Source organism: Holtiella tumoricola (assembly GCF_027857615.1).
GTDB classification, from domain to species: domain Bacteria; phylum Bacillota; class Clostridia; order Lachnospirales; family Cellulosilyticaceae; genus Holtiella; species Holtiella tumoricola.
Window position 1 is genome coordinate 171501 of record NZ_JAQIFT010000061.1, and the last position, 14745, is coordinate 186245.

General features: G+C 34.3%; 10 protein-coding genes. 4 read left to right on the forward strand and 6 right to left on the reverse strand.

Features of this window, described 5'->3' with window-relative positions; translation table 11 throughout:
- Window positions 1–658 precede the first annotated feature (658 nt).
- On the forward strand, window positions 659–2116 hold the full coding sequence (locus tag PBV87_RS17465) for a helix-turn-helix transcriptional regulator (protein ID WP_271013148.1): 1458 nt from the start codon (window positions 659–661) through the stop codon (window positions 2114–2116).
- 25 nt (window positions 2117–2141) lie between these two features.
- On the opposite strand, the gene PBV87_RS17470 is transcribed toward PBV87_RS17465, so the two are convergent.
- Window positions 2142–3713 (reverse strand): extracellular solute-binding protein, encoded by a 1572-nt coding sequence (locus tag PBV87_RS17470; RefSeq protein WP_271013149.1) that lies wholly within the window; start codon window positions 3711–3713, stop codon window positions 2142–2144.
- 393 nt (window positions 3714–4106) lie between these two features.
- Here PBV87_RS17470 and PBV87_RS17475 point away from each other — a divergent pair, with 393 nt between their 5' ends.
- The 3 genes from PBV87_RS17475 to PBV87_RS17485 all read left to right on the forward strand — a co-directional run bounded on the left by PBV87_RS17475 (window position 4107) and on the right by PBV87_RS17485 (window position 7607).
- Entirely contained in the window at window positions 4107–5531 is a 1425-nt protein-coding gene (locus tag PBV87_RS17475; RefSeq protein ID WP_271013150.1) for a sulfatase-like hydrolase/transferase, read from the forward strand.
- A gap of 63 nt (window positions 5532–5594) precedes the next feature.
- Entirely contained in the window at window positions 5595–6509 is a 915-nt protein-coding gene (locus PBV87_RS17480; RefSeq protein WP_271013151.1) for a sugar phosphate nucleotidyltransferase, read from the forward strand.
- 3 nt (window positions 6510–6512) lie between these two features.
- Complete coding sequence (locus PBV87_RS17485; protein WP_271013152.1) at window positions 6513–7607, forward strand: phosphotransferase enzyme family protein; 1095 nt, start codon at window positions 6513–6515, stop codon at window positions 7605–7607.
- Between the two features lie 88 nt (window positions 7608–7695).
- On the opposite strand, the gene PBV87_RS17490 is transcribed toward PBV87_RS17485, so the two are convergent.
- The 5 genes from PBV87_RS17490 to PBV87_RS17510 form a co-directional block, all read right to left on the reverse strand.
- Window positions 7696–8985: a glycoside hydrolase family 125 protein gene (locus PBV87_RS17490; RefSeq protein WP_271013153.1), complete on the reverse strand. Its 1290-nt coding sequence runs from the start codon at window positions 8983–8985 to the stop codon at window positions 7696–7698.
- Window positions 8986–9143: 158 nt separating this feature from the next.
- Complete coding sequence (locus PBV87_RS17495; RefSeq protein ID WP_271013154.1) at window positions 9144–10265, reverse strand: anaerobic sulfatase maturase; 1122 nt, start codon at window positions 10263–10265, stop codon at window positions 9144–9146.
- A 1-nt stretch (window position 10266) separates the two neighbouring features.
- Window positions 10267–11802, reverse strand: a complete 1536-nt coding sequence (locus PBV87_RS17500; protein ID WP_271013155.1) for a sulfatase-like hydrolase/transferase — start codon at window positions 11800–11802, stop codon at window positions 10267–10269.
- A gap of 51 nt (window positions 11803–11853) precedes the next feature.
- Window positions 11854–13302 (reverse strand): sulfatase-like hydrolase/transferase, encoded by a 1449-nt coding sequence (locus PBV87_RS17505; protein WP_271013156.1) that lies wholly within the window; start codon window positions 13300–13302, stop codon window positions 11854–11856.
- Window positions 13299–14732, reverse strand: a complete 1434-nt coding sequence (locus PBV87_RS17510; protein WP_271013157.1) for an arylsulfatase — start codon at window positions 14730–14732, stop codon at window positions 13299–13301. Before PBV87_RS17510 ends, PBV87_RS17505 begins: the two co-directional genes overlap by 4 nt.
- Between the last annotated feature and the right edge of the window lie 13 nt (window positions 14733–14745).

Consider the following 14745-nt stretch of genomic DNA (forward strand, 5'->3'; position numbering starts at 1 on the left):
ATATATACTTCATTTTTTTGTATATACTATTGAACTTTATATATTTTAGATATATCATTATAAGGCAATGTTAACATAAGCATATTTTCTATAAGTGATATGTTTTAGCTTATTTATTATTTTTAACAGGGGAGGATCTAGCTTTATGAAATTATCTTTTAAATTTTCCAAATCTGCCTTATATCACACATTTTCATTTATACCTTATTTACTATGCTTACTTATCTTGACCTTAACTTTAGGTATACGCATTCACCAAGAACAAAGAGTATATAAGTCAACTTTCAACCAAATAGAAAACTCGGTGCGCTCCCTGGACCAAAGCCTTTCAAAGACCCTAGACATACTCACTAAACTGAGTGTCTCAAAAGAAAATCTTGATTTTCTAGATCAAGATTCCTTCAGTCCTTCTATAACTTTAGATGCTTATAATCTCTTTTCTAAGTCTTATAATGTCATCACAAATTATGATACATATATTGGTACCTATAATAGCCATATTGATTTACTGCTTTCTAATTTAGGTACATCAAATTTAGATTTCTTCTTGAATTATTATCATTTCACTAATACTCAAGAAATTTATGACTTTATACATAATGTCTCAACGGATAAAAGTTACTCAAGCCTCATAATCGAAAGTACTTCTCAGAATTATGTGCTGTATCTAACTAAAAATAGTAATTTACTTAAGCACCCTGTATCTTTTGTACTATTTAATAAAAACTGCTTAATTGATAGCTTTATTCCGTACAATGCACCTTTTGACTTTGAAATATATCTAGAATCCGTATCTAATTATGAAAAAGAGGATTTACTTTATACATCTACTGTCTTACCTCTTGTTTATAAGGCTACACCACATATAAAAAGATTTGAGAGACCTATTTACAAGATCACTAATCTCATACTACTTATATCAATTATCATCACATTACTTCTAACTATACGTTTCTTCTATAAAAAGGTTCAGCGTATTAAAGCAAATCGTATGGACAAAATATTAGAATCACAAGCCTTATTGTTAAAAGAGGTTATTTATGGTGTAAAAAATAACAATATAAAAGAAATGCTCCATAAGCATAACTTACACATTCTCGATGATTCTTTTTTAATGATTTTAGTTACTCTAAAACCAAACTGTAACAATTATTCACCTATTTCTAAAATGTATTTAGAGGAACTCCTAAGTCCTATTTATCCTGCATCAACTTTCAAAGTACTTATGGTTTCTGAAACTACTTATGTAATTTTTATAAATACAATTCATCGAGAAGACCTTTATAGTTCACTTAAACCTCTTAGAACAAATCTAGCATCTTACTTTTTGATTATTACTAAGGTTTTAGAACTCAATGAAGTAAGCTCTAAGTTTTATTATCTTAATCAATTAACAAAAAATAATACTATTTTAAATCAGTCCAATCTTTTATTGGAGGAAAATATTAATATTAAATTGCCTGTATCCTATACTTTTACTGAACAAGATCAAAAGCTTCTACTTTACCACTTAAAGTCACAAAATCAAGTAGAATTTTTAAATTTAGTTGATATGATTCTTACCGAAAATATACTTAAACGTAAGCTTTCACATGAATTCTATAATCAATTTCTAACGCTTATGTGTAATCAACTTAATCGACTTTCTAGTTCCTATAAAGATACAGATTTAATCCTCCAAGATCTATTACAAACAACTGATAAAAATGAAGTGAAAACTATTCTCTATGATTTATTTGAAGAGTATTATACTCTGCTTGTTCAAGAAGAACCCAAAAATGATATGGAACATAAATTCTTCGAGTATATCCATACACATTATCAGCATGATATTTCTCTTACAGATATGGCTAATGAATTTAACTTAGCTATTAACTATGTTGGCGTACTCTTTAAAGAAAAAACTGGTCATAACTTCAAAGACTATCTCAATGCTTACCGTATTGAATGTGCTAAACAATTGTTGAATACCTCTTCTTCTATCAAAATTAAGGATTTATCCTGTGAAGTTGGCTTCGTAAATATTAATACTTTTATACGCCTCTTCAAAAAGTATGTAGGGATGTCTCCTGGACAATATCAAAAGTACATATTAGAAAAAGATACGGCCGAATAGGCCGTATCTTTTTTAGTTGATTATTCTATTTATAAATTCTGTCATAAGCAGCTTGTTGAATATCTAAAAGTTCTTGTGCGCCTAGCTTATTAGCCTTTTCAAGATATTTATCAAAACTTGCATCAATATCTTCACTACCTAAAATCCATTTTTGTACCATTTCTTCTGTATAAGATTTTAATGCTGGATTTTTCTCACTAATAATTTTTGATTCTTCTTCTGTGTAACTTAATCCTAAGTTACTAATAATATCTAAGAATGGTTTAGCTTCTGTATAGACTTCTATCCCTTTAAGTGCAAGTTCATCAGTCCATTGTCTTTCATATTCAAAGTCTTGTTTGTACCCAACAGATGCATAACCTAAATCAAGAAGTTGGTTAGTTACTGTATCATCAGCATTAAGTACTTCTTCTTTAAATTGTGGTTTACCATCAACCATATCATATGTAACACCTTCAAGACCAAAGTTCATTGTCCTTCTTCCTTCTTCTGTGAACATGTAGTCAAATAATTTGATAGCTGCTACAGGATCTTTACAAGCTGTTGAAATTCCCCATACCCACTCTGATACTTTTTCTCTTGAATATTGTGTTCTAACTTCTCCACTAGGAGATGCAGGTGGTAAAATAGGTGCCCATTCTAAACCTGGTATTTGTTCTTGATACATTTTTTGGAATTTAGCAGTAGATGCTATCCAATCTACAGTTGAAGCACCAATGTTTTGTATGAACATGTACTCTCTAGCATTTTTACCTCTTGTATAGATTTCAGGGTCAATAAGACCTTCTTTATATATACGTGCTACGTTTTTAATAACTTCTTTAAATTCTGGTGTATATTTATCATTTTTAACTACACCATCTACAACATAAGGCTCTTGTGCTGCACCATAGAAGTTAATGATGCCCCAAATTCCAATCTTATTATCTCTATCAAAATAGCCTATTTCATCTTTTTTTCCATTTCCATTTGCATCGTTTTCTCTAAAAGTTCTTATAGCTTCTTCGTATGCTGCTACTGTAGTTGGCACTTCAAGGTTAAACTTATCTAACCAATCTTTACGAATGAATAGAACTTCAGATACCTCTCCATCTGGTAAATATGGAATATAATAAATTTTACCATCTGGGCTAGTTGAAGCAGAGCGCATAATTGGATCTGAATCTAAAGCAGCCTTAAGATTTGGTGCATATTCTTCAATAAGATCATCTAATGGCATAAGTAATTTACTCGCATTTTTATTCATATTATCTTTTGATGCATGGATAATATCTGCTAAGTCTCCTGAAGCTAACATAAGATTAAATTGTTCATTAGGATCTGCGCCTGGTGTAGTTGGTGCTACACCATTTAAGATAATATTATTTTGTTCTTGAATGTACTTCCATAAAGGTGAATCACTTCTAAATGTTCTAATTGCATCATAGTAAAAAAGATCTAAAGCTACAGACTCTTTGGATTCGACAGCTGTACTCGCTACACTCTTCTCTCCTGATACATTTGAAGCATCTTTACTTGTAGTTGTTGAACATCCTGTAAGTCCCATCATGCCGGCTAAAGTTAAAGCTGAAATACATCTTAAATTTAGTTTCATCATCTTCTTCTCCTTTAATCTTTCTAATTTATGGTTCTGTTCTTCAATTTAGCTAAAAAGCTTAAATTCATTCTAGAATCATTTACATCAAAAAACTATCTTAATTAACAAAGTCCATATACACTTTTACAGTTATCACCCTTTTTCGTAGTGATTTTATATATTAAATTTTATTTTACATATATTTTTTTGTTTACTTTTTATATTTATCTCCTTACAACAAGTGTAACGGTATATATATCCATTTCTATCTACTTACTTATTTATTTAATCTATCTTTTCTATTAGATATTCTTTTTTATTTGTTTTTGTAGATGAGCTTAAAAAGCTATGACTTACAATGTTTTTCTTTCTTTATATACTATAATCATCTTACCTATAAAGGAGGCTAATCTTTTGAAGAAACAACCTAATCTTCTTTTTATTTTCGCTGACCAATGGCGAAGGCAATCAACTGGTTTTTCTAATCAAGATTCTATCTTTACACCTAATATAGACCGCTTAGCCCAAAGCGGAACAGCTCTTACACAAGCAATCAGTTCTTGCCCACTCTGTTCCCCTTATCGTGGTTCTTTATTCACAGGGAAATACCCTCTCTCTAATGGTGTTTATACTAACTGTAAAACAGGTCTTGATATCACTCTTAAAGATGAAGAAATCTGTTTAAGTGATCTTCTAAAAACTTATGGTTATCAAACAGGTTACATCGGAAAATGGCACCTAGATGTTCCTGAACAAAATCATACTCCTCATCCTTTATCTGGAGCACATGACTGGGATGCCTATACACCACCTGGCCCTAAGCGCCACAACTTTGACTTTTGGTATTCCTACGGAGCAGATGATCATCATCTTACACCACACTATTGGGCTGACAGTCCAGAGCAAATTAAAGTTAATGAATGGTCTATCACACATGAGACCTCTGTAGCTATTGACTATATCAATACACATCATCATAGTCCCTTTGCTTTATTCTTGTCATATAATCCACCACATAGTCCCTATGATCTTGTGCCCGAAAAATATCTAAACCTCTATAAGGATAAACCACTTTCACCTAGAAAAAATGTCATTTATGATACTATCGGCTATCATACACACGAACCTCAAACCTATAACCAGGCTGAGCTAGAAATCATGACCAAGCAATACTTTGCTGCAATTACTGGTTTAGATGAACATATTGGATTACTTGTAGATTGTCTTAAAGCTAATAACGTTTACGAGGATACGCTTATCATAATCACTGCTGATCATGGCGATATGATGGGATCTCATGGTCTTATGGCAAAGCATGTTTGGTATGAAGAATCCATAGGTATTCCATTTATCTTACACTGGAAAAATGGTACTTTAACTGCTGGTACGTCAGACATTGTTCTAGATACAACAGATATTATGCCTACATTACTAGATCTATTAAGTATTCCTAAACCAAATACACTCCAAGGACAAAGTGTAGCTACCTATCTTACCTCCAATGACTTACACGGTCCTTCAGATAAAGTCGGCTACATATGTGCCTTTCCAGGACGTACTGTTTTTCAAGAGCAATTTGATGCCGCACACTTAGATCCTAAAGATTGGGGATGGCGAGGTATTCGTACCAGAGACTATAGCTTTGTTATTCATGTTGGTTATCTCCCTGAGTGTACTACACCTACTCGTTACTTGTACAATCTCAAAGCGGATCCTTATCAACTTAATCCAATTGCTGAAAATACTGCTGAATATCAAACCATTGTTCCTCTATTAGAAGCTCAGCTTAAAACTTGGCTTATCTCACAAAATGATTACTTCATAAAATGGTTAGATTAACTCTATACCTAAACTTATTTTTATACTTATAAACTATTAAATGAACTCGAAAGGTGAATTATCATGTCAGAACCTATTTTAGTTATTATGGCCGCAGGTATGGGAAGCCGCTATGGTGGTTTAAAACAAATCGATCCTGTAGGCTCACATAAAGAATTAATTATTGATTTTTCTATTTACGACGCTATTAAGGCTGGTTTTAAAAAAGTTGTATTTATTATCAAAAAACAAGATGAAGAAGAATTCCAAGAAGCTATCGGTAATCGCATCGGCCAATTTATAGAAACTACATACGCTTACCAAGATATCAATAACCTTCCTGAAGGCTTCACAGCTCCAGCTGATCGTACTAAACCTTGGGGTACAGGTCATGCTATTCTAGCTTGTAAAGATATTGTCCATGAACCTTTTGCAGTAATTAATGCAGATGACTTCTATGGCGAACATGCCTTTAAGGCTATGTATGACTTCCTTCAAACTGCTCAAGATAATCACACCTATAATTATTGTATGGTTGGTTACTCATTAGAAAATACTTTAACTGAACATGGACACGTAGCTCGTGGTGTTTGTGAAGTCAATAATACCTACTTAACTTCTATTTGTGAACGTACACATATTGCTTATCATGAAAAAACTGTTCAATTCTTAGAAGATGATATCTGGACACCTGTATGTAAAGATTCTATTGTTTCCATGAATCTATGGGGCTTTACCCCTAGTATTTTCACTGAACTCGAAAAAGCCTTTAAACCATTTTTAGAAGAAGCACTTGTAACTAATCCTTTAAAGTCTGAATACTTCTTACCTTCAGTTGTTAATACATTAATTCAAAATCAATCTGCTACTGTGAAAGTACTCCACTCCGCAGATAAATGGTATGGTGTTACCTATAAAGAAGATAAGCCTGTTGTGGTAAATGCTATTAAGCATTTACAAAGCCAAGGTGTCTATCCAAATAAATTATGGGAGGATTAAGCTATGAATACCTTTAATGCTGATAAAGTTTTTTCTCACTTTCAATTTGAAGGCGAGCTTGTATCTATCACTCCTACTGGAAATGGGCATATTAACGATACTTTTCTTGTAACTACTAATGCACCTAAAAACTATATTCTCCAACGTATTAATCATCATATTTTCAAGTCTCCAGAAACTCTTATGGAAAATATCGAAGCTGTATGTGCCCATCTTCAACAAAAAGTACTTGCTGAAGGTGGTGATATAGAGCGTGAGGTGTTAACTCTTATACCTACACATGCTCACACTAGCTACTTTCTTGATAACGAAGGATACTATTGGCGTGCTTACGTGTTTATTACTGATGCTATCTCTTATGATATCGTCCCAAATAACACAGTGTTTTATAATGCAGCGTATAAATTTGGTGAGTTTCAAAGATTTCTTTTAGATTTTGATGCTTCTAAGCTTTATGAAACCATTCCTTATTTCCATCATACCAAAAATCGTTTCAATAACTTTCTTCATGCACTTGAAAACGATTGTGTTAGACGCGCTAAAACTATCCCTGCTGAAATTGATTTTGTTCTAAGTCATGAACAAGATGCCTCTAGTCTTATTGAACTTTATGAGTCTGGCAAACTGCCTCTACGCGTAACTCATAATGATACTAAAATCAATAACATTATGATAGATGCTTATACTCAAAAAGGTATTTGTGTTATTGATCTTGATACTGTTATGCCTGGTCTTGTAGCTTATGACTTTGGTGATTGTATTCGTACAGGGGCAACTTCTGGTGCAGAAGATGAAGTTGATCTTTCAAAGGTTCACTTTATGTTAGATCGTTTTGAAGCTTTTACTGAAGGATTCTTATCCTCCGTAGGTGCTCACTTAACCAATGATGAAATTGCTTCCTTACTTATAGGTGCTAAAATTATTACTTTTGAATGTGGTATACGCTTTTTAACAGATTATTTAGAAGGTGATACGTATTTCAAGATACATAGACCTAATCATAATTTAGACCGTGCACGTACTCAATTTAAACTTGTTCAAGATATGGAGCATCATTGGCAGGAACTAGAAACAATTATTCAAAAATTTATGAAGTAGTTATAAAACATTTTAGGATAAAAATAAAGCGTGAAATCAATGACTTGATTTCACGCTTTATTTTTATAGGAACTAAATATTTATCTAATTATCTTTTTACTTTGTATCCACAGTAGTCAAGTACAAGTTCACAGAACATTGCATTTGCCCATGAGAACCATTCTCTTGTGTATTGTGCTGGATCATCTACATTGAATCCTTCGTGCATTAATTCTTTGCCACCATCTGTGTTTTTCATCATTTCAAGAATAGATTTTTTGTATTCCATATCGTTTGATGTTAAACCTTGCATAGCAAGTGAGATGTGCCAGATGTAGTTTACTGGTGTATGTGGGCTACCAATACCTTGAGCTGCTGTACCTTTGTAGAAGTATGGGTTCATTTCGCTAAGGATCATTTTTCTTGTGTTTTGGTATACTTCATCATCTTCATTTACATATCCAATGTATGGGATTGAAAGAAGACTTGGAAGGTTAGCATCGTCCATGATGTTGTATTGGCCGAAACCATCTACTTCGTAAGCGTATACTTTACCGTATTGGTAGTTTGATAATGTACCATAAGCTTCAATTGCTTCTCTAAGTTCTGCTTTAAGTTCTGCAGCAAGTTTAGCAAGTTCTTCATTTTTAAGAACTTCTGTAGCGATTTCTACTACATATCCCATGATTACTTCTGCAAACATATTTGATGGGATAAGGTATCCATACATACAAGCATCATCACTTGGTCTAAATCCTGACCATGTAAGACCGATGTTAGATTTAACTAAAGCACCTTTACCATCTCTTGATAATGTATCTGTGTAGTAGCAACCATGTCTGATGAAGTTGTATGGTGATTTGTTTTCATGATCTTGTTCTGTTCTAAATACTTCAATGATGCGGTAGATAGCTTTTACGTATTCTTCATCGAATTGAGCTGTTCTACCTGTGTTTTTCCATAATAAGTAGCTCATTTGAACTGGGAAGCAAAGTGAGTCGATTTCGTATTTTCTTTCCCAAATCCAATCACATTGATCTGTTTCATCTTTTTCCCAACAGTTTCCGTTTGCTTCTTCGTTGAAAGCATTTGCATAAGCATCAATTAAGATATATTTCATTTGTCTTCTTACAAGACCTTCGATCATATCTGCGATTTCTGGATCTTTTTCTGCTAATACATAGTATGGTCTAAGCTGACATACAGAGTCTCTAAGCCACATCGCTGGGATGTCTCCTGTGATTACGTATGTAGTACCGTCTTCCATTTTTTTAACAGTAGTATCTAAAGTATTTGTATAGCAGTTTTCAAACATTTTAATAAGTTTTTCATCACCTGCTAATTTTGTTCTTACTTCTTCAAGGAGATTTTGCATTGATTGTGGTAATTGTTTTTCCATGAGTCAAATCCTCTCTGTTTATTCATTAAAGTATGGTTTATTGTTATAGGTTTATTATACAAGATTTTTTTGCTTTAGAATAGCTTTTTGTATCTTTTTGTTACTTTTTTATTATTCACTTTGTTAACTTTAGTTAAGTCAACCAAAATGTACCTTTTTTATCTTCTTTTAAGAATCATTTGCCCTATTTCTTGTAGCCTTGGATAGCTATATTTAAAGAAGGTTTTATAGGATGTACAGAAGTAATTACGTCCCATTTTTCCATCTTCAAACTTATCTCTATCTCTTCTACATCCACCATGGCACATGTTGTACCACTTACATTTGAGACATCCTGAGTCTTTACATTGTGACTGCTCAATAAATCTTATTTGCGTTCTTTTTGCTTCTATAGATTTAAAGTCATCATGAAGCATATTTCCTATTTTATACTCATCCATTACATAGAAGTCACAAGGGTATACGCCTCCATCTGCTTCGATTACATATTGGTATGTACAGGTCCCCATCATGCCACATGCTTCTGGATAGTAACCTAACATAACTTGAAGTAAGTTTTCGAAGTAGCGGATATATATAAACTCCCCTTTTTTAATGGTTTCATACCATTTATCGAAAAGGTCCATGAGGAATTTCTCATACAATCTTGGTGTAAGAGAATAATCTTTTTGTCCCTTTTCTTCATGAATTTCATCTAAACAAGGGATAAACTGCATATATCTAAAATTATTGGCAATGTAGAAATCATAAATTTCTTTAATATTTTCAGCTACTTGTCTGGTAACAACAGTTAAAATATTATATTCTACTTTATACTTATCAAAAAGCTTTGTTGTTTCAAGTACACGTTCAAAGGTTCCTTCTCTATTTCTATCTAATCTAAGTTCATTATGAACATCCTTTATACCGTCTAATGATAGGCCTACTAAGAATTTATTCTTTGCAAAGAACTTGGCCCATTCTTCATCAATTAATGTACCATTTGTTTGAATGGCATTAGATACTTGTAATCCTGGTCTTGCATATTTCTTTTCATAAGCTATAAGCGCTTCATAGAAGTCTAAACCTACCAAAGTAGGTTCACCTCCTTGGAAAGCAAAGGTGCAACTTCCTTCAGCATGTGTCATTGCCTTTTCAACAAGCACCTCTAAATTCTCTTTTGTCATTCTTCCATAAGACTTTACTTGTCTGTTATCACTTACATCATAGTAGAAACAATATTTACAAGCTAGATTACATCCACTAGATGCTGGTTTTATCAGTAAATGAATCGGTGGCATACTATAATTCCCACTCCTTTATACGATTAATCTTACAAAATGCATGGCGCACTGGATCATTATGTGCACTCATCCAATCTGCAAAGTCATTTTTAAGTTCCATAAGTTTATCTTGTATCTTTTCATCTTTAATCAGGTTATTCATTTCATATGGGTCTTCTTCTAAATTAAAGAGTTGATCTTCACCTGCTCCATTAAAGATATACTTATATTGATCTTGTCTATACATACGTTGAGTCGCTACAACGTCAAAGGCGCCCATGCCTTCTGTCACAATATCATTTGCCCATCCTTCTTTGCTTTCACTTTGTAGGAATCTTGTAAGTGTTCTACCATCACCATAACCATAGTTATCTGTAGGTACATAACCTGCTAAGTCTAATATAGTTGCATAGATATCTACTGTTGAGGCAAATGCTGTTTGAGTATATGGTGCAATACTTTCTCCTGCTGGTTTAATAAATAAAGGAATATTCGTTGTATCATTGTACATACTGTAAGACTTATTCTCAAGTCCACCATGACATCCTTGATTATCTCCATGATCAGCTGCAAAGATAATAACTGTATCTTCATAAAGTCCTTTAGCCTTAAGGTGCTCTATTAAACGTCCTATTTGTGCATCAATATGAGAAATACATGCATAGTAATGTCTTAATGTATTTTGGAAGAAGCTCCAGTCATGTTCTGGTCTTCTAAGAAGTTCATAAATCTTTGGCATACTTTTAGCATCTTCTCTAAAGGAAGGTGACTCTGGAATAGCCATATCTCTATATAGATCTAAATACTTAGTTGGTGCATAGAACGGTTCATGTGGTCCCCAGAAGTTAAGTGCAAAGAAGAAAGGTTTGTCTTCTCCTGTTAAATCATCAATGAGTGTAATCGCTCTTTCTGTTAAGTAGTATTCTATAGTAGATTCTATTGGTGATACAACCTCTGCCCAAGTTGAATGGTCACCTGCACGATTGCCATTCCCTTTATTAATCATCTTAACTTCTAGATTGTTATCTTTTAAGTACTGATGGAACTCTGGATAAGTCCATCCACCACCACCATGTCCTGGGAAATCATCTCCTACAAACCCTACATCTGTTGGCAATGTGCCATAATACTCATAAGCTGCACTATCCATAAAGCCTTTCTCTTGCTGAGCTACAATACTTCTGCCTTCTTCACTTGCCTGTTTATCACTGCCCACACCTAAGTGCCACTTACCTGTATACCCTAAGTTATAGCCCACTGTTTGTAGTCTACGACTTAAAAGATGTGGTGTATCTTGAAGTTCATGCGTTCTACAACCTGATTGATATAAATTACTTTCCATACCTGTTTTAGATGGATAAGCACCCGACATTAAAGAACTTCTCGCTGGAGAGCACACAGGACAAGTTGTATAAGCATTATTAAATACAACACTCTCACTTGTTAAAGCATCAATGTTAGGTGTCTTGCAAAGTGTATTTGGATTGTAACAAGACAAACTATCCACGCGGTGTTGATCCGTAAATATAAGTAATATATTCTTTTTCTTAGACATGTAAATCCCCTCTTTTCATGTTAATTAGACTTGGATGAAGTGAAAACTTAATTAATGTTTTACATCAATATCGCAGTATTCTGTATGATACCCTGGCCATGGATTCGCTCTTCTATGTCTTTCATCATCATTAAGTGGTTCTATGGTTGTGAGCTTACCATCTTTAACATAGTTTAGTTTCTTAGTTTGTTCACTTTCAATTAAAGCTTGTTTAAGTTCTTCTTGAACTCCTTTATATGCTTCTAATCCTGCAAGATTTTTAAGTTCTTGTGGATCATTGATAAGATCAAAGAGTTGCTCGCATTGGTCTTCTAAGTACCACATGTATTTAAATTCTCCGTCTGTAATACCTATGGACTCTAACATGCCCATTTGTGATACCATCTCTACGTATTGTCTTGGCTTTTCTTTCCCTTCAAGTACTGCCATAAGGTCTTGTCCATCTACATCCTCAGGTACTGTCCCACCTGCTAGATTTACAAGGGTTGGTAAGATATCTGCATGAGTTACAGGGATATCTTGTTTTGTTCCACCTAGCTTATGCCCCATTGATGGTGGGAGTCTTAAAATAAATGGTACATGAGTAGATGCTTGATGTAAGAAGAACTTGGCTGCTGTGTGATGGTCTCCTAAGTATTCTCCATGGTCTGAAGTGAAAAGAATAATGGTATCTTTAAGCATATCAAAGTCTTGAAGCGCAGAGAAAATACGTCCCATGTTGTAATCAATTTGAGTGAGCAACCCATAATAAGCAGCCTTTGCTTCTTTTATGATCTTTGGACTAATTTTATCGTATCCCCACATTTGTCTAAGTCGTTTAAAAGCAAGAGGTGCATGTTCATCATCTGACCAATCTCCAAATACAGGATCTGCTATCTCTTCACCTCGATACATTGAATAGTATGGTTCTGGTGGATCAAAAGGTGGATGAGGCTTAGAGTAAGAACACCACATAAAGAATGGTTGAGATGGGTCACGTCTATCTCTTATGTATTCCACACATTGTTCTGATATCCAAGAGGTTAATGTCATTGGCTCAGGTACAGTAGAAAGAGCTGGATAAATCTCGTTTTGCCCCATTCCGTGATGCATGGGTTGAATCAGACTGCCACTACGTTGCATTTGTCTGTAGTAGTCATCTGGAATAATCATTTCATCAAACCCGTGTTTTGCACGTTGTGGTCCAAAGTGCATCTTTCCTATTGCAATAGTTTGATAACCTGCTTGTCTCATAAGATCTGGTAAGGTATTACGTGTTCCCATCACATCTGTTGTCTCACAGTTTGTTGTAGAACCTGTTGTCTGAGGAAACTTCCCATTCATAATAGAAATACGTGCTGGTACACACAGTGGACATTGGGCATTAGCATTGGTATAGCTAATCCCTTGGTTAATAAGATACTGAGTATGTGGCATACGCATATAATCTGGTGCAAGCTCACCTACTGTGTCATAACGTTGTTGATCCGTTGTAATCAAAATAATGTTATACTTTTTCATTGATGCATCCCCTTTCTCTTAACAGGTAATAGGCCTGTTATTAGTTCTTTTCCATCTGATAAATGGTCTTCTTCTCTTGTAGCTAAATAATCTATCATTCGCTTACGCCATTCTAAAAGTACTTCTTTATAGACTCCATCCTTTGAACATTCATGACATTCATAAGGATCTTTTTCAAGGTCAAATAATTGCTCTTCTCCTGTATGAGTAAACCAAATGTACTTGGTCTTACCATCAGTCATAAATTGCATTGCTTCATCTGGACTGTAGCACCTTGCATGCTCTCCATGAATCCACTTTCTATCAAATATATTTTTACCTACATCAGCTTGGCTCTCATGATTTAATAATGGCATTAAGTTGCATCCATCTACATAATCTGGCTGTGGTATATTAGCATACCCTAATATAGTACTGTATAAGTCTTGTAAGACTATTGGTGTTTCTTCTTTACTTCTATACGCTTTATCTTTAGTCCATATAATACATGGCACTGCTGCACTGCCTTCATAAGCATAGGTTTTTCTAAACAGATGATGGTCACCGAGCATCTCTCCATGGTCTGAAGTAAAGATAATCATATCTGGCATTTCACCTTGATATTTAAGGCTACGGATTAATCTTCCTATTTGTGTATCAATGTGAGCAATTTGAGCATAGTAAGCAAGGCGTGTTCTTCTTAGTTTTCCCTCATCCAAGTGACCTTCCCAAGTATCAAGCCCTCTAACGGGTTTATCATGTTTAGCTGCCCAATCTCCTACAGGTACCTGTTCACATTCTTTTTTCATATACTCATCCCAATAGAATTGTGGTGGATCTATCGGGGGATGTGGTCTATGGAAAGATAAATTTAAGAAGTATGGTCTTGTTCTATCTCGCCTCTTCAAGAATTCTAACCCTTTTGTCACAACCCATGTATTGTTATGTAACTCTTCTGGTAATGTACTTGGTCTAGCATTCCAGCTATTATCATCTAACCCATGATGTAATTCATCCATCATCTTACCGGTCTTGTCTGCAAGCCATTCATGGTAGTCATTAACATAGTGATGACCAAATACTTGCCATGCCTCATAAGACTCTAGCCCTTCAAATCCACAATGCTTACGTTGTGGGAAGAAATGTGTCTTTCCTACACAATGTGTTTGATAACCAGAATTCCTTAAGACTTCTGGCAACATATTGGGGAAGTTCCACTCTGTCCCATCTTGATAACCTATAAATCCTGTTTGACTTGGGCTCATCCCTGTAAAGAGGCTGGCTCTTGCTGGCACACAACTCGGTGCTGGCGTATAAGCATTGGTAAAAAGTGCACCTTCATTAGCTAATGTATCTAAGTTTGGTGTTTCAACGGTAGGGTGTCCCATTACACTTAAACAATCCCAACGAAATTGGTCACATAATATAAGTAATATATTTGGCTGTTTCATTTGTTCCCCCTAG

What these genes read in the sequence shown, in the direction of transcription:
- PBV87_RS17470 (WP_271013149.1), bottom strand. Translation starts at nt 3,713, where the DNA reads ATGATGAAACTAAATTTAAGATGTATTTCAGCTTTAACTTTAGCCGGC.
- PBV87_RS17480 (WP_271013151.1), top strand. Translation starts at nt 5,595, where the DNA reads ATGTCAGAACCTATTTTAGTTATTATGGCCGCAGGTATGGGAAGCCGC.
- PBV87_RS17485 (WP_271013152.1), top strand. Translation starts at nt 6,513, where the DNA reads ATGAATACCTTTAATGCTGATAAAGTTTTTTCTCACTTTCAATTTGAA.
- PBV87_RS17490 (WP_271013153.1), bottom strand. Translation starts at nt 8,985, where the DNA reads ATGGAAAAACAATTACCACAATCAATGCAAAATCTCCTTGAAGAAGTA.
- PBV87_RS17495 (WP_271013154.1), bottom strand. Translation starts at nt 10,265, where the DNA reads ATGCCACCGATTCATTTACTGATAAAACCAGCATCTAGTGGATGTAAT.
- PBV87_RS17500 (WP_271013155.1), bottom strand. Translation starts at nt 11,802, where the DNA reads ATGTCTAAGAAAAAGAATATATTACTTATATTTACGGATCAACACCGC.
- PBV87_RS17505 (WP_271013156.1), bottom strand. Translation starts at nt 13,302, where the DNA reads ATGAAAAAGTATAACATTATTTTGATTACAACGGATCAACAACGTTAT.
- PBV87_RS17510 (WP_271013157.1), bottom strand. Translation starts at nt 14,732, where the DNA reads ATGAAACAGCCAAATATATTACTTATATTATGTGACCAATTTCGTTGG.